The organism is Prosthecobacter sp., assembly GCF_046154365.1.
Taxonomy (GTDB): domain Bacteria; phylum Verrucomicrobiota; class Verrucomicrobiia; order Verrucomicrobiales; family Verrucomicrobiaceae; genus Prosthecobacter.
In genome coordinates this window covers 1-15,713 of record NZ_JBJXFV010000137.1, presented here as the reverse complement: position 1 = coordinate 15,713, position 15,713 = coordinate 1, and the positions used below count along the sequence as shown (strand labels likewise).

General features: G+C 60.7%; 18 protein-coding genes. 5 read left to right on the top strand and 13 right to left on the bottom strand.

What is annotated here, in order from left to right:
* Positions 1–269 precede the first annotated feature (269 nt).
* The 4 genes from ACKVY0_RS17545 to ACKVY0_RS17530 form a co-directional block, all read right to left on the bottom strand.
* Positions 270–704, bottom strand: coding sequence for a TA system VapC family ribonuclease toxin (locus tag ACKVY0_RS17545; RefSeq protein WP_409216125.1), 435 nt, complete (start codon positions 702–704; stop codon positions 270–272).
* Positions 705–979: 275 nt separating this feature from the next.
* Positions 980–2,386 (bottom strand): Fic family protein, encoded by a 1,407-nt coding sequence (locus ACKVY0_RS17540; protein ID WP_409216124.1) that lies wholly within the window; start codon positions 2,384–2,386, stop codon positions 980–982.
* 130 nt (positions 2,387–2,516) lie between these two features.
* Positions 2,517–3,557, bottom strand: coding sequence for a 16S rRNA (cytosine(1402)-N(4))-methyltransferase RsmH (gene rsmH / locus ACKVY0_RS17535; protein ID WP_409216123.1), 1,041 nt, complete (start codon positions 3,555–3,557; stop codon positions 2,517–2,519).
* Complete coding sequence (locus ACKVY0_RS17530) at positions 3,554–3,898, bottom strand: nucleotide pyrophosphohydrolase (RefSeq protein WP_409216122.1); 345 nt, start codon at positions 3,896–3,898, stop codon at positions 3,554–3,556. The genes rsmH and ACKVY0_RS17530 overlap by 4 nt, the downstream gene beginning before the upstream one ends.
* A gap of 174 nt (positions 3,899–4,072) precedes the next feature.
* Here ACKVY0_RS17530 and ACKVY0_RS17525 point away from each other — a divergent pair, with 174 nt between their 5' ends.
* From ACKVY0_RS17525 to ACKVY0_RS17510, 4 genes are all read left to right on the top strand, one after another.
* Positions 4,073–4,489, top strand: a complete 417-nt coding sequence (locus ACKVY0_RS17525) for a c-type cytochrome domain-containing protein (protein WP_409216121.1) — start codon at positions 4,073–4,075, stop codon at positions 4,487–4,489.
* Positions 4,490–4,651: 162 nt separating this feature from the next.
* On the top strand, positions 4,652–4,834 hold the full coding sequence (locus ACKVY0_RS17520) for a hypothetical protein (RefSeq protein ID WP_409216120.1): 183 nt from the start codon (positions 4,652–4,654) through the stop codon (positions 4,832–4,834).
* A 101-nt stretch (positions 4,835–4,935) separates the two neighbouring features.
* Positions 4,936–5,892 (top strand): substrate-binding domain-containing protein, encoded by a 957-nt coding sequence (locus ACKVY0_RS17515; protein WP_409216119.1) that lies wholly within the window; start codon positions 4,936–4,938, stop codon positions 5,890–5,892.
* 72 nt (positions 5,893–5,964) lie between these two features.
* Complete coding sequence (locus ACKVY0_RS17510) at positions 5,965–6,768, top strand: hypothetical protein (protein WP_409216118.1); 804 nt, start codon at positions 5,965–5,967, stop codon at positions 6,766–6,768.
* Positions 6,769–6,780: 12 nt separating this feature from the next.
* Here ACKVY0_RS17510 and ACKVY0_RS17505 read toward each other — a convergent pair whose 3' ends face one another.
* A complete protein-coding gene (locus ACKVY0_RS17505) occupies positions 6,781–7,401 on the bottom strand; it encodes a type II secretion system protein (RefSeq protein ID WP_409216117.1) in 621 nt (206 codons plus the stop codon).
* A 97-nt stretch (positions 7,402–7,498) separates the two neighbouring features.
* Between ACKVY0_RS17505 and ACKVY0_RS17500 the strand changes: the two genes are divergently transcribed.
* Positions 7,499–7,969 (top strand): transcription elongation factor GreAB, encoded by a 471-nt coding sequence (locus tag ACKVY0_RS17500; protein ID WP_409216116.1) that lies wholly within the window; start codon positions 7,499–7,501, stop codon positions 7,967–7,969.
* Here the strand turns inward: ACKVY0_RS17500 and ACKVY0_RS17495 are convergent, their stop codons facing one another.
* From ACKVY0_RS17495 to ACKVY0_RS17460, 8 genes are all read right to left on the bottom strand, one after another.
* Positions 7,970–8,998 (bottom strand): DUF5685 family protein, encoded by a 1,029-nt coding sequence (locus tag ACKVY0_RS17495; protein ID WP_409216115.1) that lies wholly within the window; start codon positions 8,996–8,998, stop codon positions 7,970–7,972.
* 72 nt (positions 8,999–9,070) lie between these two features.
* Positions 9,071–9,676 carry a fatty acid desaturase CarF family protein gene (locus ACKVY0_RS17490; RefSeq protein ID WP_409216114.1) on the bottom strand — a complete coding sequence of 202 codons (606 nt, stop codon included), beginning with the start codon at positions 9,674–9,676 and terminating at the stop codon, positions 9,071–9,073.
* Positions 9,677–9,753: 77 nt separating this feature from the next.
* Positions 9,754–10,287: a hypothetical protein gene (locus ACKVY0_RS17485; RefSeq protein ID WP_409216113.1), complete on the bottom strand. Its 534-nt coding sequence runs from the start codon at positions 10,285–10,287 to the stop codon at positions 9,754–9,756.
* 41 nt (positions 10,288–10,328) lie between these two features.
* Positions 10,329–10,508 (bottom strand): hypothetical protein, encoded by a 180-nt coding sequence (locus ACKVY0_RS17480; protein ID WP_409216112.1) that lies wholly within the window; start codon positions 10,506–10,508, stop codon positions 10,329–10,331.
* A 212-nt stretch (positions 10,509–10,720) separates the two neighbouring features.
* Positions 10,721–11,170 carry a biotin/lipoyl-containing protein gene (locus ACKVY0_RS17475; RefSeq protein WP_409216111.1) on the bottom strand — a complete coding sequence of 150 codons (450 nt, stop codon included), beginning with the start codon at positions 11,168–11,170 and terminating at the stop codon, positions 10,721–10,723.
* Between the two features lie 10 nt (positions 11,171–11,180).
* Positions 11,181–11,363, bottom strand: coding sequence for a hypothetical protein (locus ACKVY0_RS17470; RefSeq protein ID WP_409216110.1), 183 nt, complete (start codon positions 11,361–11,363; stop codon positions 11,181–11,183).
* A 31-nt stretch (positions 11,364–11,394) separates the two neighbouring features.
* Positions 11,395–12,045 carry a hypothetical protein gene (locus ACKVY0_RS17465; RefSeq protein ID WP_409216109.1) on the bottom strand — a complete coding sequence of 217 codons (651 nt, stop codon included), beginning with the start codon at positions 12,043–12,045 and terminating at the stop codon, positions 11,395–11,397.
* A 10-nt stretch (positions 12,046–12,055) separates the two neighbouring features.
* Positions 12,056–15,604 carry a pyruvate carboxylase gene (locus ACKVY0_RS17460; protein WP_409216108.1) on the bottom strand — a complete coding sequence of 1,183 codons (3,549 nt, stop codon included), beginning with the start codon at positions 15,602–15,604 and terminating at the stop codon, positions 12,056–12,058.
* Between the last annotated feature and the right edge of the window lie 109 nt (positions 15,605–15,713).

Here is a 15,713-nt window from a genome sequence, read left to right as displayed (position 1 = left end):
GTTCTTTTGGTTGCTCTCCACCCCGCCTCACGGCGACGCAGTTACTTTAAGTTCTCACCCGGAACACGGTTCCAGATGGCCGAGGTATTCCACCTCGGAGGGTTGTGGCGCTCCACAGCGCACGAGGTCAGGCATCTTGCCTGACAACGGCTTGAGGCTTCCAGCCTTTTAGTTTCAGGGGAAAGGCGGGACGCCTCGATCCACAGACAGGCCAGAGGCCCATCCTCCGTCTGACAAGGCCTCCCGTCATCACATCCTGCCCGCGCGATTTACGCAGGCTGGATCACCAGCCCATCCAGGCCGGGAAACTGGCTGAACGACTTGTCCGTCGTCACCAGTTGTGCGCCTGATGCCATGGCAAACGCGGCGAGGTAGGCGTCCATCCAGAGTTTGGGTGAGCTGGTGCGGCGTGCGGTAAATTTTTTCCAGATCGTTCCCACACCCGGCGGCTCCGGTTGAAACACGATGCGGTCATCCGCGATGAAAGCCTCATAAACCGCCCATGCGCCGTTGTTGCTCAGCGATGCAATGCCATACAGCGACATGACGCCCACCGTGATCAGCAGCCGCAGCAACGACTGCTGGGTGGAGCAGCAAAACAAGATCCTATCCGGCTTGTTCTCTGCGTCCAGCCAGTCGGCGGCAGCGGCGTGATGCGTGTGCTTGGAAAGCGCCAGCCAGAGATTCGTGTCAGGCAGCGGCATGATGCCACTCGGTCTCTTGTTTGAGCAGCGCGGCGGCCACCTGGTCCGGGGTCAGCACGGCGGCAGTGGACGAACGGCAGCTTCACCCGGCTGGGCCTGGCGATGTTCTTCGCCGGACGATCTCGCAGTCCTTTGCGCAGCAGTTCGGCGATGGTGTCCTTGAGCTTGCCGCCTTCATGCACGGTGCGCAGCTTGATCTCGCGCACGAGATCGCCAGGCAGGTCGAGGGTCGTTTTCATGGAGCCCGTTTGCTGGTTTCCCAGCTTTCTGTCAATTCACGCCTTCACTGGCTGAATCTTCTTCCACGCCTCGAACTCACTCGGACGTAACCGGTAGCGCATGATGCTGCCGGGGTGCAGCGCAGAGAGTTCTTTTTGCACGACCTCGACGAACTGCGCACGCTCGGCGGCTGGCAGGGCGGCGGCGTGTTTTGGCAGCGCGCGCTTGGTGGCGGCGGCGTTCATTTTGCCCTGCACGATGGCCCGCACGGCGTCGCCGATGACGGAGCGGTGCTTCAAGCGGAAGGGATCAGGATCGCCGAGAGACTGGCGGACGGCGGCGTAGCGGGCGCAGGAGCGCTGGTAGGCCCACACAAAGACATCGCGCAGGCATTCGACGCGATTTTGCTCATACACGACGAGCGTGCCGTCCACGTAGTCGGCCGCCTCGACCTCGATGAAGGAGAGCGGGCAAAGATTGTGCCGGATGAGCGGGATGTTCGCAGCGAGGCGGGAGACGCGTTTATTCACGTCCTCAAAGGGCTGCAAATACGGCAGATGCACCATGACGAAGAAGGCCTGCTCGAAAGGATCGCGAATGGCCTCCGCCTTGGCCAGGAGCTGATCAAAACGCTGCTCGACGAGTTGCGGAACCTCCAGTGGATAAAACACGGTGCCGCTGATGCCGACGGCACGACTGCGCAAACGTCCGCAGGCCTCCGGCTCGCTCATGAGGTTGTCAGAGAGCATGGCGTGCAGGTTGCAGATGGTGTGGCGGTTGAAGCCGATGCCCTCGGCCTCCTCGGCGAGCATTTCGATGGCCTGCTTGTGATTGAGGATCATCTGGGACTCGCGGGCGCTGTGTCCCTCGGCGCTGGCACCGAGTTCAAGTAAGCGCTGCGTCTCCAGCAGCGAGTAGGTATTGCCTTCCAGGCGGCTGGAGTTCCAGGAAAGGTCCACCAGCAGGCGCTGGAGCACCTGGCGCAGATAGGTTCCCGCCGGCAGGTCCGAGAGACCGACCTGGCCCAAAGCAAGGAGCTGCTTCCGCATGGCGGCGGGCAGGTAAAAGGTCTGGTTCGGCTGATACGCGTCCAAAAAGCGGCCCTGATAGCCCACCGGCGCGCGCTGCGTGAGCGGACGACGGATGGCGGCACGTAGCTTCCCGGACTCCGCCGAGAAAATGGAAGTCGGAGCTTTCTGGCGTGTCGAGGCCGTCGCCGCAGGCCGTGCTGCCGCTGACGTGGGCAGGCGGTAGCGGCGCGCCTTCGTGATTCCTTCGGCAATGAGGCGCTTTCCCGCGACCAGTCGCTCCAGGCGGCGCTGGAGGGTGCGCGTGCTCAGGCGCAGCCGCCGGTTCTTCGCCAGATCACCGAGCGAAACACCCTCAGGCATCCCCTCCACCACCTGGAGGATGGCGGCGAGATCAGGCCCATCTATGGCAGAATCAGCAGCGGAGTGTGGCATAATAAATTTATTACCGCCTTTCACACTTTACGAAGGAGAATGTCGGAATGGTGGCGCAATCGTGGCATAATTATGGCGCAATTAATGACACAACCCAGGAGATTCCGCCAGCGCCAATTTCAACCTCAGTTCACGCCTTCACCGCCCAACGCAGCTTTGCCGGAGTCGCACGCGGGTTGTCGCGTGTTTCCTGCGATGAGGGACGAATCACCTCGTCGTTGGCGGAGGTGAAGATGCCGCCGCGCAAGGCATCGCGGAACAGGTGCTTCACTCGACGATCTTCACCGGAATGGAAGGTCAGAATGGCAACGCGGCCACCGGGACGCAGGCAGTTCGTCAATTGATGCAGGAAGGTGTCGAGCGCGGTGAATTCTTCGTTCACGGCGATGCGCAGGGCCTGGAACACGCGGCGCACGGTGATCTCGCGTTCTTCCTCATTCGTGCGATGGGGCAAAGCGCGGCGCACGGCTTCAGCCAGTGAGCGGGTGGTCGCGTGATCGGTGCCAGCGAGTGCATCGGCCAGCAAAGCGGCGTGACGTTCGTCGGCGTTTTCTTCGAGGATCATCTTCAGCTTCGCGGCGGAGAGCTTTTGCAGCAGGTCACGCGCCGCAACACCGCGCTGTGGGTTCATGCGCATGTCGAGCGGGCCGTCGTGCTTGAAGCTGAAACCGCGGGCCGGATTGTCGAACTGCATCGAGGAGCAGCCGAGATCGGCCAGCAGCACATCAACACCACCGCTCCATTCCAATTCAGCGAGCGCACGCGGTAAACCGGCGAAGTTCATGCGTTTCACGACGAGCGCGGACTCCTCGCAGCCAGCAGCACGCAGCCGTGCCTCGGTGCGCACGATCTCGATGGGGTCTTGATCGAGCGCGAGCAGCGTGCCGCCTGGTTGCACGGCCTTTAGCAACGCACTGGCATGTCCGCCGTAGCCGAGCGTGCAGTCCACGGCGCGTTCACCGGGCTGCGGCGCGAGGATTTGCATGATTTCCTTCAGGAGGATCGGCACATGCTGCCCGGCGGGCGTTTTGCCGGACGCACGCACCTTCGCAATCGTCTCCGCGTGCAGTTCCGGGTTCAGCTCCTTGTACTTGTCTTCAAAGCGCACCGGATTCTTGCCCGAGTAACGCGGACGACGGCGATGCGGTGTTGGAACCTCGGCGTCGCTCACAGTTCGTTGTATTTGGCGTTGGAACCACGTGCTTTCGCCACGGGATAACGCGTTTCATTGCGCTCCACCTTGTCGAGCATCGCCTGACCGAGATCGACACCGAGGTTGTGGGCCAGTTCAAAGAGCAGGATGCCCACATCGGCCATTTCGTCCTTCAGTTCCGGCATCTTGTCCTTCACCCGCTGCTCGATCTGGCCCGGCTGCTGCCAGACGAAGTGCTGCAACAGCTCCCCCGCCTCGGCGGTGATGGCGATGGCGAGTTCCTTGGGGCTGTGAAACTGCATCCAGTCCCGGGCGTCGCGAAACGCGCAGATGCGCGCGGTGATTTGTTCGATGCTCATGTACGTCATCATGTCGTGCCGGGAGAGCGGGGCAACTGCTACTCCGCCACCCGTGCGCCTGTCTTCGCAAGCTGCCGCTTGGGCAAATAAAGCCAGGGGCAGGGCAATATCCGTGTAGTCTCTGCCAATCCACGTAGAGACGCATGCCGCGCTTCTGGGGATGTTTAACACACTATGAAACGTCACCTGCTCCTCTCCGCCGCATTCATCGCCTTTGCCGCCTGCACTTCGTTTGCCGCCGAAGACCCGCCGGTAAACTTCGTGAAACAGATCAAGCCAATCCTCGCCGACCGCTGCGTGGAGTGTCACAACTCCGAGACGCTGCTGGGCGAACTCAATCTGCAAAACGGGGCGCTCGCCATGCGCCAACGCAAGCTGGGGCCTGCCATCGTTCCCGGCGCTCCTGAGAAGAGCATGCTCTACATCGCTTTGACCCTGCCGACGAAGGACAAGAAAGCCATGCCCGCCACCGGCCACCGCATTCCGAAGGATGAGGTCAGTCTCATCCGCCAGTGGATCAAGGAAGGTGCCAAATGGCCAGAGGGCAAAGACGGTGCCGTTGCAGTGCCAAGGAAACCGAAGGTGCCGTGAGTTCCATTCAAGCCAGCGGCAGATGTACCGCGAAAGTCGCGCCCCTGCCCGGTGCGCTGCTCGCTGAAATCGTGCTGCAGTGCGCTTCGACGATGGCTTTGCGCCCGCCGCGATGCGCTCCGCCGTGATGCTGATGTCGGCGATGGGCCGGATCGCGTGTGCATGAAACTGGAGCGCGGCAACCTGGCCTGCAACACCTGGGCCACCGATACGCCCGTGACGGGTGGCGGGCGCGTGTTCTTCGCCTTCGGCAACGTCGGCGTGTTTTGCCATGACTTTGAAGGGAAGCAAATCTGGCCGAAGGAACTCAAAACCCACAAGGTCTGCGGCAACTGGGGCACATGAGATTCTCCGCATTCTCCAAAACTCGGCGGTGTAAATCAGTGTTTCCTTTGGTATTTCGAGACTTGCGCTCTCCGGTCGCCTCTGTGTTAGCATCCATGAATATGAATTATCGTTATCTCCCTCTTTTCATCTGCACCGCCCTGATCGCCGCCTGTGGCAAAACGTCGGACCAACCGGCCACCGTCACGAACGGCACCATCGGCGTGTCGTTGCTGACGTTGCAGAATCCGTTTTTCAAAGTGATCGGCGACCACATCACCGCCGAAGCGGCGAAGCATGGGTATGATACGCTGGTGGTGAGCGCGGACAGCGATGTGGCGCGGCAGAGCAACCAGGTGAAGGATTTCATCGTGAAGAAGGCCGTCGCCATCGTGCTGAGTCCGGCGGATTCGAAAGCCATCGTGCCGGTGATCCAGGAGGCGAATGCGGCGGGCATTCCGGTGTTCACGGTGGATGTGCCGTGCAACGAACCCGGCGTGAAGATCGTGACGCAGGTGGCCACGGACAACTTCGGCGGGGGCAAGGAGGCGGGCAAAGCGATGATCGAAGCGCTGAAAGGCCAGGGCGGCAAAATCGGTGTGCTCGACTTGAAGCAGGTCGAGTCGTGCATCCTGCGCGTGAAGGGCTTCAAGGAGGTGCTCGATGCGCATAACGCGACAGCGGCGCAGAAGATCGAGATTGTGAGCGAACTCGATGGCGGCGGGGCAAAAGACAAAGGCTACAAGGCCGCCGAGGACATGCTGCAGGCACATCCTGACATGGTGGGCATCTTTGCGATCAATGATCCCTCCGCTCTGGGTGCGCGTGGTGCGCTGGAGAAGGCGGGCAAAGCCGACAAGGTGGTGATCATCGGCTTCGACGGTCAGCCGGAGGGCAAGCAGGCGATCAAGGACGGCAAGATTTACGCCGATCCGATTCAATTCCCCGACAAGATGGGCGTGGAGGTCGTGCGCGCATTCCTGCGTCACTCGAAGGGCGAGGAACTGCCGCCGCAGATGCTTATTCCAACGAGTTTGTATCGTCAAAGCGATGGCGCGGCGGACACTTCGCTGAAATAATCAGCCGCACTATTTATGCCGTTCGATTCATCGCTATCAGTTTGGCCCCGACGCAGACTTCTCCTCGCAGGAATGGCCGCCTTCGGCTGTCGTGCGCAGGCCGCCGAGGAGGGTGCGCCGCATGTGCGCATCCTGTTCCTTGGGAACAGCTACACGGCATTCAACGGTCTCCCGGCCATCGTGGGCGAGCTGCTGCTGTCCTCCAAAGTGCTGGCACCGCACATCGGCAGCTACACGCAGGCCAGCTACAAGCTAGAGCTGCATGCGAATGACCGTGATGCGCAGACTCTGCTGAAGCAGGGCGCGGAGGATGGCAAGCCGTGGGATGTCCTCGTCGTGCAGGAGCAGAGCGTGCTGTCCGCCATGGCAGGAGCAAATCCTGAGGCGCAGCAGTATATGAGCGGCGGCCTGGCCAAACTGGTGGCACTGGCCCGTGAAGTGAATCCGCAGATGCTCATCGTCGATTTCCAGGTGTGGGCACGGCATGAGAGCCTGTGGAAAAAGCAGGCTGAAGACGCACTCTCTACCGGTGCCAGCGCGGCCGAGGCCCATGCGCGCATCCGCCTGGCGAATGCGACGGCGGTGCAGACGGCGCTGCAGGGAAATCCGGGCGCGAGCATTCTCGTCAGTCCCGTGGGCGATTTTTGGAAACTGGTGCAGGAGACGTATCCCGCTTTGCCGCTGTACGCTGAGGATGGCACGCACCCTGCCATGCTGGGGTCGATTCTGTCGGCTCTGGTCATTGCCGGTTCCATCGGCGGACGCAAAGTGATCGAGCAGTCCAACTGGACTGGCGACTGCCCGCCCTCGCAGGTGGAACGGGTGAAAAAGGTGCTGCTGGATCACCCCGAGGTGTTCAAGAACGCGGGCAAGTAGCGCGGGCGACGTTCACTTCTGCCGCCAAGACACGATGTCATCGGTGGTTTGCGGCATCTTGTCTTTCCCACAGCTGTAAACGGCGGACTTCACAATGAGGGATGCGGCCTGGTTCTGTGAGATCTTCGGGTCGGCGTTGGTAGCGTCGGGGTTTTTCACCTGGTTGTCGCCATTCGTGTCGAGCAGGATGCGGTAAGGCTGGCCCCACATGTCGTTGAGCTTGTAGGGCCGTGTGGTGCCGACGAGACCATGGCGGTCGTTCTTCGCGATGGAGAAGTTTGAGTACGGCGTGCGCTTGGGATTGAGGTCGGTGCCGCCGTTCGTGGCGGGAGGAATGCCCAGCAGTGCATCCACGACGCTGTTGCTGCCGTCGGTGAGCAGTTCGGGAATATCTTCGCCATTTCCGGCCACAGTGTTCGAGTCGATGGGGAAGCGGTTGTAGTCGAGCTGGTAGGCGTCGATGCCGGTCTTCAATTCCATCACCTCCTTCAGCACTTTCACACGGTTGCCATCGTCGATGATCTTGATGATCTGCGCAGCCGTCAGGCTGGCCAGGATCGCGATGATGGTGATCACGACGAGCAGTTCGATCAGGGTGAACGCTCGCGAAGCAGACTGCCGGTGCGTTTTCATGCCAGGAGTTTACCGGAAACGGCTGGCGTGAAGCAAGGCTGGATTTGCTTTCCTGCTTGATCCCCATTCCGAAACACCGGACAGGCATTTCCTCCGCGTGAACAAACAAGCCGTCCTCGATCACCTCCTCACCGTGCTGAATGCCGAACTCGCGTCGCTCACGCGTGCAGCGCAGGGTGCGTTTGCGGCGGCAACGGACCCGGACAGCAAGGCGGAGAACAAGTATGACACGCGCACGCTGGAGGCCTCGTATGTCGCACGCGGTCAGGCGCAGCGTGTGGCGGAGTTGCAGGAGGCGGTGCGGGCGTTTGGGGCCTTGTCGGGGAAGGCGTGGGAGTCAGGCGCGGCGATCACGCTCGGTGCGCTGGTGAGTTTGGAGACGCCCGAAGAGCGGGCGCATTACTTTCTCGGTCCGTTTGCCGGTGGGACGGAGATTGTGCATGAAGGAAACGAGATCGTTGTCATCACGCCTGCGTCGGCCTTGGGGCAGAAGCTCATCGGGCGTCGTGAGGGCGATGCAATTGCCCTGCGGCCCGGTGTCGTGGCGAAAATCGTCGCCGTGGTTTGATCACGGCGAGCAATCGCAGCCGCAGCATTCGCAGCCGTCGCCATCGCACGGATTGCAGTCGCACATGGAGCCGCCGCCTTTGCCGGGGCGACAAAAGCGCACGCAGTCACAGCAATCGCAGCAGTTGCACCCATCGCATTTGTCGCAGCAAGAGGAACGCTTGCGTTCGGTACCTTCAATTGGCGACTGCGGATGTTTCCGGCCGCTGTCTGTCTCCTCGGAAACCTGAGCCACGCGTGCTTCCGCACCTTCGATGAGCACGGCGCGCAGCAGATCGCGGTTTCTTCGCAATGGCAGGGCGTCAAACGCGCGACGCAGGCTGGTCAGCGCTGCTTCCAAGACAGGAAGCAGCGCGGCACGGCGGCCCGTGAGATCAGGAAAAGCGTGCAGCGGATTGAATTGGCCGCGCTGCTTGTCCCGCGCCCAGTCTTCCCACGCATCCTGCGCGTAAATGAGAAAGCCCAGGCTTTCCCCGAGCTGATGCAGCAGCGGTTTGGCCTCTGGCGAGCCGGAGACCTGCGCGAGATGGCCCACGATCTCGCCATACGCGGCGCTGGTGGGACGTGCGCAGTCGTGGAGTGTGGCGGAGCGGTTTTCGATGTCCGCCTGCCCGGCCATCCAAGCACGGACGTCTTGAACAGGAAAGCACAATGCATGCAGCAGGCCCAAGGCATCGCCGATGGGTGTGTCGAGCGCCAGTGAACCGAATCGCGCCGCGTGGCTGCGCCAGCCGCGTTCATCTTGCGCGTCGTCGTCGAGTTTCGCGCTCAGGCCGCAGATCGTGACGGCGGCGCTGTATTGCAGCACCGCATTGTCCGCCACGAGATCACGCGGTGTGGCGAACTTATTGCAGCAGGTCGTCTGGCAGAGCTGTGGCGGCGCTTCCGCCAGGGCCGAGCCGAGCAGCGTGAGAAAGGTGCTGTCCCGGTTCACCAGCCAGCGCGCCCACGCGCCGTAGTGCCGGTGCAAACTGGTGCCGAGGCCGCAGAAGTGCGCGCGATAGAGAGAGGCCGCCTTTTGGCAGCACATGGAAGGACCTGGGAGATGGCCGAACATTCGCCAAAGATGACGCAAACCACGTCAGCGACGAATGATTTTCGCTCACCCTGCACGGCGCATTTCGACGATCCACTCCGGCGCGGTGCCCTGACCGGGCACAGAGCTGTCCGGCTGACGTTTCAGGCCCATGGTGTGAGCCAGCAGCCACTCCAGACCTTCCCAGAAATGCAGCGCATCGAGCACGGGGTTCAGCATGTTGGTGATGGGGCAGTAGTGGACCTCCTTCGGGTTCGTGTGATGCACCGCGTGATGATGCGGGGTTTGCAGCAGGCGCAGATCCTGTAGCAGGGTGATGAACGCGCCGTTCTCGCGTCGTGTGCGGTGCGACCACTTGTGGACTTCGTTCGCATTGCCACCGACGAGGGCAAAGAGCCATACATGCCAGGTCAGACAGCCCAGCAACGCGGAGACGATGACCATGAGGCCCATCGCCAGCAGCAGTTCGCGATTGCTCTTCCACCAGGTGTGGCGCGCCATGCGCCGTGGCAGATGATGATGCACGATATTCGGGCGGCCGATCCACGTGCCCAGCCAGGGTGTGTCTTCGCGGATGTAAGCGTCCTCGGCCCAGTGGACGAGCCCGGCAACGAAATCAGCAGCGAGAACCACGCCTGCTGCCTGAAGGGATAGTGAGATGAGGTCGTTCATGACCCCGCATCACTTAGCCGGCATCTGGCGGATCAGGACATTGATAGCCCCGAAGATCGCATCGAGTTCATCAATGCTTACTTCTCGTCGTCAGGCACTGGCAGGGGCTTGGAAGTGAGCAGTCCGAGTTTTTGGAGAGCGGCCATTCGTTTAACGCGATCGTCGAAGTAGAAATGGGCGACGATGGGGTTCAGCCAGCCGGATGCGTCCTGGATGACGTTGTTGGGATGGAGGTCGAACACATCCACTTCACCGAGCAGGTCGTCGTCGAAGATGAAATTCCCTCCGAGGGACCTCGGCGCGGGATCACGCAATTGGTGACGCGCCAGACCCGCTCGAAGTTCGGGCCAGTCAGGATGAATGCCGCTGATGTAAGGCTGCGTGATCACGATGAAAGGGCGCCCCCCCTCGGTGTAACCACCTTCCAGCCGGATGTCGTCGTCGAAGTAGTGATTGGACAGCACGAGATCGGTCAGATAGTCGAAAAGCGACTCCGTGGCGAGCATGCGGGCATCGGCGACTTTAAGGACGCGCTCCACCTCAGGCAAGAAGGCCACGCGATGCTCCTTGCCACCCCGCATCGGGTTCGCCTCCAGGCTGGCGCGAACCACGGCCGCATTCAGTTCGCGGCCGACGTCCGCGATGAACCGGCTCAGGGCACGAACTTCATCGTCGATTGATTGGCCCGCACCTGCAGCATCGTCACCCGTCCCTGCGTCTGCAAGGCTCTGCGCCGCGCGTCGGAGAAGCTCCTGCGAACCACCGAGGAAACGGTGATCGCTGGCTTGCTGGCCGGGCTGAGGACTGGAGGAGGTTGTTTCAATGCTGCCATGATGCGGCAAAGCAGCGGTCCTGTCAAAGAGGCAAGATATGGGCTTCGACGGCACCCTTCAGGGGTGATGTGGTGCCGCAGGGATATTTGGGTGACGGAACCTCGTTGAGGTTCATGATCCGGCGGGGATCGTGGGTGGTGCGGTTCACAGGAGAGCGCTCGCTATCGCTCGGCACTCCTGGGCTGCATGAGGAAAGCCCGGTGGGCTTGGGTTACTTCGGAAGTTTGCGACTCGTTGCGAGTGGCAATAACCAACAACCGAGGACTACGAAAGTCTGTATGATCAGCAGCGCTGGAAGCATAACAGGGAAGAGAAACCAGTAAGGAGATGTTTCCTTGTCGCAAATTAACCAAACCACAGGCCACCCGAGATTCCAAACGTGATGGCTTGGATCCGAACCCGTGTAGCGAAAAAATGGCGGGCCAAAGAACGGGAAGAAATCGATAACTCCGAATACGAGAATTATTCCAGCCAAGAAAACGTTATGTTTTGTGGAGGTAATGAGCTTCACAGGCTGACTGTATTTATCACTTCCCAGCCTCACCAGCAGATCCTTGCTCTCGACGCTTTCGCCGATCTTGACGCAGATTTCGCTGACGGTGCCGGCACCAGGTGAGGCGACGGCGGCGAACATCTTAATGGCTTCGAGGGTGAGGAGCACTCGGAAGGCTTCAGGCAGCCACTTTGGACCGCTTGGCGGCTTTGCGGCGGCGTGGCAGGGGCTTGGCGATGAAAAAGCTATTCTTGTTGCCGAGGACGCCGGGGAAATCGCCTTCCAGCTCAACGAGCATCAGCATGTGCTTCGTGAGACGGCTCTTCTCCGCCTGCGTCATTTGGGCTAGTGGCTTCATCATGGTTAGAGGCTAGTTCAAAGGTTGCGGTCGTTCAAGCCTTGGCTGCGGGATTGTCCACACGGGCGGCAAACACCTGAATCTCGTGCTTTTCGATGGCAAAAAGATCCTCGATTCGCCTGCGAAGCTGACGCTCATAGAACGGGGCCGAGTCGAGAGTGGCCTCGCCCCAGACACGTTTGCAGCCCAGTTCTTTTGCCAGCAGACAAACTGACTGGAGCATTTGCAAGCCGACTGCTTTCACTCCCACAAGCTGCCCGCAAATATTGGGATGGACGAATAGGAAGTCGATCATCAGATGATGACACCAAGTCCGGCGGACCATCGCGGCACCGAGAATGCCCTGAAACCATTCCGCCGTGACTTTGAGGTGAAAGCAAAACTCTCCCTGAGCATTGCTGGCGATTAGCCGGTTCAGATGAGCGAGACTGGCGGCAAAGGTCTTGGTGTCTCGGTAGTGCCGCCAGCGCTTTGCCGCGAGCTGGGCAAACTCGCAAGCATCGGTGGCGCGGCTTCTCATGACTGGCTTGCCGCTCAATTCTGAGGGCACCTTCCATCGCTTCACGGCACGAATGTCGAGATCAGTGGCGAAACTCATCAACGCCTCAGTCGTCTGTCCATCCTTCACCACTGGAAAACGCAGCGGCATCCGAAACGAGGTCGAGGTTGGTTTTTTCGAGGCCATGGTCGGGCATTCACTTCACCAACCTCACCAGCAAATCCTTGCTCTCGACGCTCTCACCGATCTTGACGCAGATTTCGCTGACGGTACCAGCGCCGGGGGAGGCGACGGCGGCGAACATCTTCATGGCTTCGAGGGTGGCGATGGTGTCGCCTTCTTTGACCTTCTGACCGACGCTGACGGCGATGCTGGCGACCATGCCGGGCATGGGGGCACCGACTTGAGTCGGATCGGCGGGATCGGCCTTGGTTTTGGTGACGGCGTTTTTGGCGAGGGCTTTGTTGGTGACCGTCGTGTGGCGTGGGTAGCCGTTGAGTTCGAAGATGGCGGTCTGCTGGCCAGTGGCATCGGCCTCGGTCATGTTGAGGAGGCGGACGAAGAGGGTCTTGCCTTCTTCGAGGCTGATGTGGATCTCCTCCTTGTCCTGCAGGCCGTAGTAATACGCGGGCGTGGGCAGCGCGGCGACGTCACCATACGTTTTGCGGAAGTCAGCGAACTTCAGGAAGACATCGGGATACATGAGGTAGCTCCACACGTCGTCTTCGGTGGGTTCCTTCTTGAGCTTGCCCTTCAGCTCGGCGCGCACGTCGTCGAGCTTGATCTTGGCGGCATGGGTGCCGGGGCGGCCTTTGATGCGCTTGCCGCCTTTGCCGACGATGGCGTCGGCGAGCTTGTTCCACTTCTTGCGGCTGTCGGCGGCCTTCTCGGACTCCATGCCGTAGAACGGTTCGCCAAGCCAGCCTTCGAACATGCTGGTGACGTCCTTGCTCCACTTGGTGCCTTGCAGGTTGATGATGTCGGCAGGCTTCACACCACGCGCGACGCACTCGATGGCGAGATCGCCGACGACTTTGCTGGATGGTGTCACTTTGACGATGTCGCCGCAGAGCTGGTTCACCTCGGCGTAAGCGTGAGCGATCTCGGGCCAGCGCGGGCCGAGGCCCATGCCGATGGCTTGTTCCTTGAGATTGGTGTACTGACCACCGGGCATCTCGTGGAGATAGACTTCGGCGGTGCCGTAGGGCTCGGAAGTGTCGAAGGGCTTGTAGAAGCTGCGCACCGCAGCCCAGTAGTCGCTGAACTCTTGCAGCGCCTCGACATCGAGTCCGGTGTCGCGCGGCGTGTTCTGCATGGCGGCGACGATGGAGTTCAAGTTCGGCTGCGAAGTGCCGCCGGACATGGAGGCGATGGCGGCATCGACGACATCGACACCGGCGACGGAGGCTTCGATGATGCTGGCGGCGTTCAGGCCGCTGGTGTCATGCGTGTGGAAGTGAATCGGGATGCCGACCTCGTCCTTGAGCGCTTTGACGAGCTTCTTCGCGGCAAAGGGACGCACGAGTCCGGCCATATCCTTGATGCAGAGCATGTGCGCGCCCATCTTTTCGAGTTCCTTGGCGAGGCGGACGTAGTATTGAAGATCGTACTTGTCGCGCTTCGGGTCCATGATGTCGCCCGTGTAGCAGAGCGTGCCTTCACAGATCGAAGTCGTGTCTTCGCGCACCGCATCCATCGCGGCGGTGAGGTTTGGCAGGTAATTGAGCGAATCAAAGATGCGGAAGATGTCCATGCCGTTGGTGGCGGCATGTTTGATGAAGCCCTTCACCACATTGTCCGGGTAGTTCGTGTAACCGACGGCATTCGAGCCACGGAACAGCATCTGCAGCAGGATGTTCGGTACCTTGGCGCGGATGTCGCGCAGGCGTGCCCACGGGTCTTCACGCAGGAAGCGCATGGTCACGTCAAAGGTCGCGCCGCCCCACATTTCGAGGGAAAACAGGTTCGGCGTGCGACGTGCGACGGCATCCGCCACAGCGAGCATGTCAAAGGTGCGCATGCGCGTGGCGAGCAGCGACTGATGCGCATCACGCATTGTGGTGTCGGTGAGGAGCAGGCGTTTCTGCTTCGCAATCCAGTCTTTGCAGAACTTCTCCGGCCCCATCTCGGTGAGGAGCTGCTTCGTGCCTGCTGGGATTTGAGATTTGAGATTTGAGATTTCAGATCGTGGCAGGGGAGCTGCCACAAAGGCCTTGTCGATTTTGTGCCCCTTCGCATGCGGATTGCCGTTCACGATGGTGTCGGCGAGATAGCTGAGCAGCTTCGAGGCACGGTCTTTGCGGGCGACGAACTTGAGCAAATCGGGGTTGTTGTCGATGAACCGCGTGGTGGCCTGACCGGCCATGAAATCTGGATGATGCACCACGTTCATGAGGAACGGGATGTTCGTTTTCACGCCACGGATGCGGAACTCACGCAGACCGCGGTCCATGCGGTCGAGCGCCTGCTGATAGGTGCGGGCAAAGACGGTCATCTTCACCAGCATCGAGTCATAATACGGCGTGATGACGGCATTCGTGGCCCCGAGAGCGCCATCAAGGCGGATGCCGAAGCCACCGGCACTGCGGTAGGTCAAAATTTTGCCAAAGTCCGGCGTGAAGCCGTTCTCCGGGTCTTCGGTGGTGATGCGGCACTGGATGGCGTAGCCGCTCTTTTCGATCTTGTCCTGCACCGGCAACGCCAGCGGCTCATCATGCATGGCGTGACCTTGTGCGATCAAGATCTGGCTGCGCACGATGTCGATGCCGGTGATCTCCTCCGTCACCGTGTGCTCCACCTGAATGCGTGGATTCATCTCGATGAAGAACCACTCGCCCGTCTCGTGATCGACGAGGAACTCGACGGTGCCTGCGTGGGTGTAGTTCACTTCCTTCGCGAGCTTCACGGCGGCATCGCACAGGCCGTCGATGACGCTTTGCTTCACGCCATAGCTCGGGGCCTGCTCGATGACCTTTTGATGACGGCGCTGCACGGAGCAGTCGCGCTCATGCAGGTGCAAAACATGCCCGTGTTTGTCCGCGAGGATCTGCACTTCGATGTGCTTCGCCTTTCCGACAAACTTCTCCAAGAACACCGCGCCATTGCCGAAGGAGCGGAGGGCCTCCGTCTGGGCTTCGTCGAGCAGCTTTTCCAGATCCTTCGCCTCACGCACAACGCGCATGCCGCGTCCACCACCACCGAAGGCAGCCTTGATGATGAGCGGGAAGCCGATCTTCTTTGCGGCAGCGATGGCTTCTTTGCGATCACTGACCGGTTCGTCGGTGCCTTCGAGAATGGAGACCTTGAGCTTGCGGGCGATGTTTCGCGCAGCGGTCTTATCACCCATCATGTCGAGGATTTTTGCTTCTGGGCCGATGAAGATGATGCCAGCATCCGCACAGGCCTGAGCGAAGGCTGGGTTCTCACTGAGGAATCCGTAACCAGGATGGATGGCATCCACGCCTTTCTCTTTGGCGATGGTGACGATGCCTTCGATGTCGAGGTAAGCGCCGAGCGGGCCTTTGTCCTTATTCAGCTCGTAGGCTTCATCCGCCTTGAAGCGATGCGGGCAAAAGCGGTCTTCTTGCGCGTAGATGCCCACCGTTTTCAAACCCAACTCGGTGGCCGCCCGCATGACGCGGATGGCGATCTCGGAGCGGTTCGCGACCATGAGCTTTTTGATCGGCCTAATGGCAGATACAGCGGGCTCGGTGCGGGAGGCTTTGGCGGCGGATTTCTTGGGCATGGCAGGTTGGTTGGGGAAAGGAGCAGGTGCCGGGCAAACCGGCGCGCGATTCTCCACGGCGGGCGGGGCTTTGCAAGGCGGGGACGGACGAGATTTCTGGCATCATTGC

What these genes read in the sequence shown, in the direction of transcription:
- ACKVY0_RS17545 (WP_409216125.1), bottom strand. Translation starts at nt 704, where the DNA reads ATGCCGCTGCCTGACACGAATCTCTGGCTGGCGCTTTCCAAGCACACG.
- ACKVY0_RS17540 (WP_409216124.1), bottom strand. Translation starts at nt 2,386, where the DNA reads ATGCCACACTCCGCTGCTGATTCTGCCATAGATGGGCCTGATCTCGCC.
- ACKVY0_RS17530 (WP_409216122.1), bottom strand. Translation starts at nt 3,898, where the DNA reads ATGAGCATCGAACAAATCACCGCGCGCATCTGCGCGTTTCGCGACGCC.
- ACKVY0_RS17525 (WP_409216121.1), top strand. Translation starts at nt 4,073, where the DNA reads ATGAAACGTCACCTGCTCCTCTCCGCCGCATTCATCGCCTTTGCCGCC.
- ACKVY0_RS17520 (WP_409216120.1), top strand. Translation starts at nt 4,652, where the DNA reads ATGAAACTGGAGCGCGGCAACCTGGCCTGCAACACCTGGGCCACCGAT.
- ACKVY0_RS17515 (WP_409216119.1), top strand. Translation starts at nt 4,936, where the DNA reads ATGAATTATCGTTATCTCCCTCTTTTCATCTGCACCGCCCTGATCGCC.
- ACKVY0_RS17510 (WP_409216118.1), top strand. Translation starts at nt 5,965, where the DNA reads ATGGCCGCCTTCGGCTGTCGTGCGCAGGCCGCCGAGGAGGGTGCGCCG.
- ACKVY0_RS17505 (WP_409216117.1), bottom strand. Translation starts at nt 7,401, where the DNA reads ATGAAAACGCACCGGCAGTCTGCTTCGCGAGCGTTCACCCTGATCGAA.
- ACKVY0_RS17495 (WP_409216115.1), bottom strand. Translation starts at nt 8,998, where the DNA reads ATGTGCTGCCAAAAGGCGGCCTCTCTCTATCGCGCGCACTTCTGCGGC.
- ACKVY0_RS17490 (WP_409216114.1), bottom strand. Translation starts at nt 9,676, where the DNA reads ATGAACGACCTCATCTCACTATCCCTTCAGGCAGCAGGCGTGGTTCTC.
- ACKVY0_RS17480 (WP_409216112.1), bottom strand. Translation starts at nt 10,508, where the DNA reads ATGGCAGCATTGAAACAACCTCCTCCAGTCCTCAGCCCGGCCAGCAAG.
- ACKVY0_RS17470 (WP_409216110.1), bottom strand. Translation starts at nt 11,363, where the DNA reads ATGATGAAGCCACTAGCCCAAATGACGCAGGCGGAGAAGAGCCGTCTC.
- ACKVY0_RS17465 (WP_409216109.1), bottom strand. Translation starts at nt 12,045, where the DNA reads ATGGCCTCGAAAAAACCAACCTCGACCTCGTTTCGGATGCCGCTGCGT.
- ACKVY0_RS17460 (WP_409216108.1), bottom strand. Translation starts at nt 15,604, where the DNA reads ATGCCCAAGAAATCCGCCGCCAAAGCCTCCCGCACCGAGCCCGCTGTA.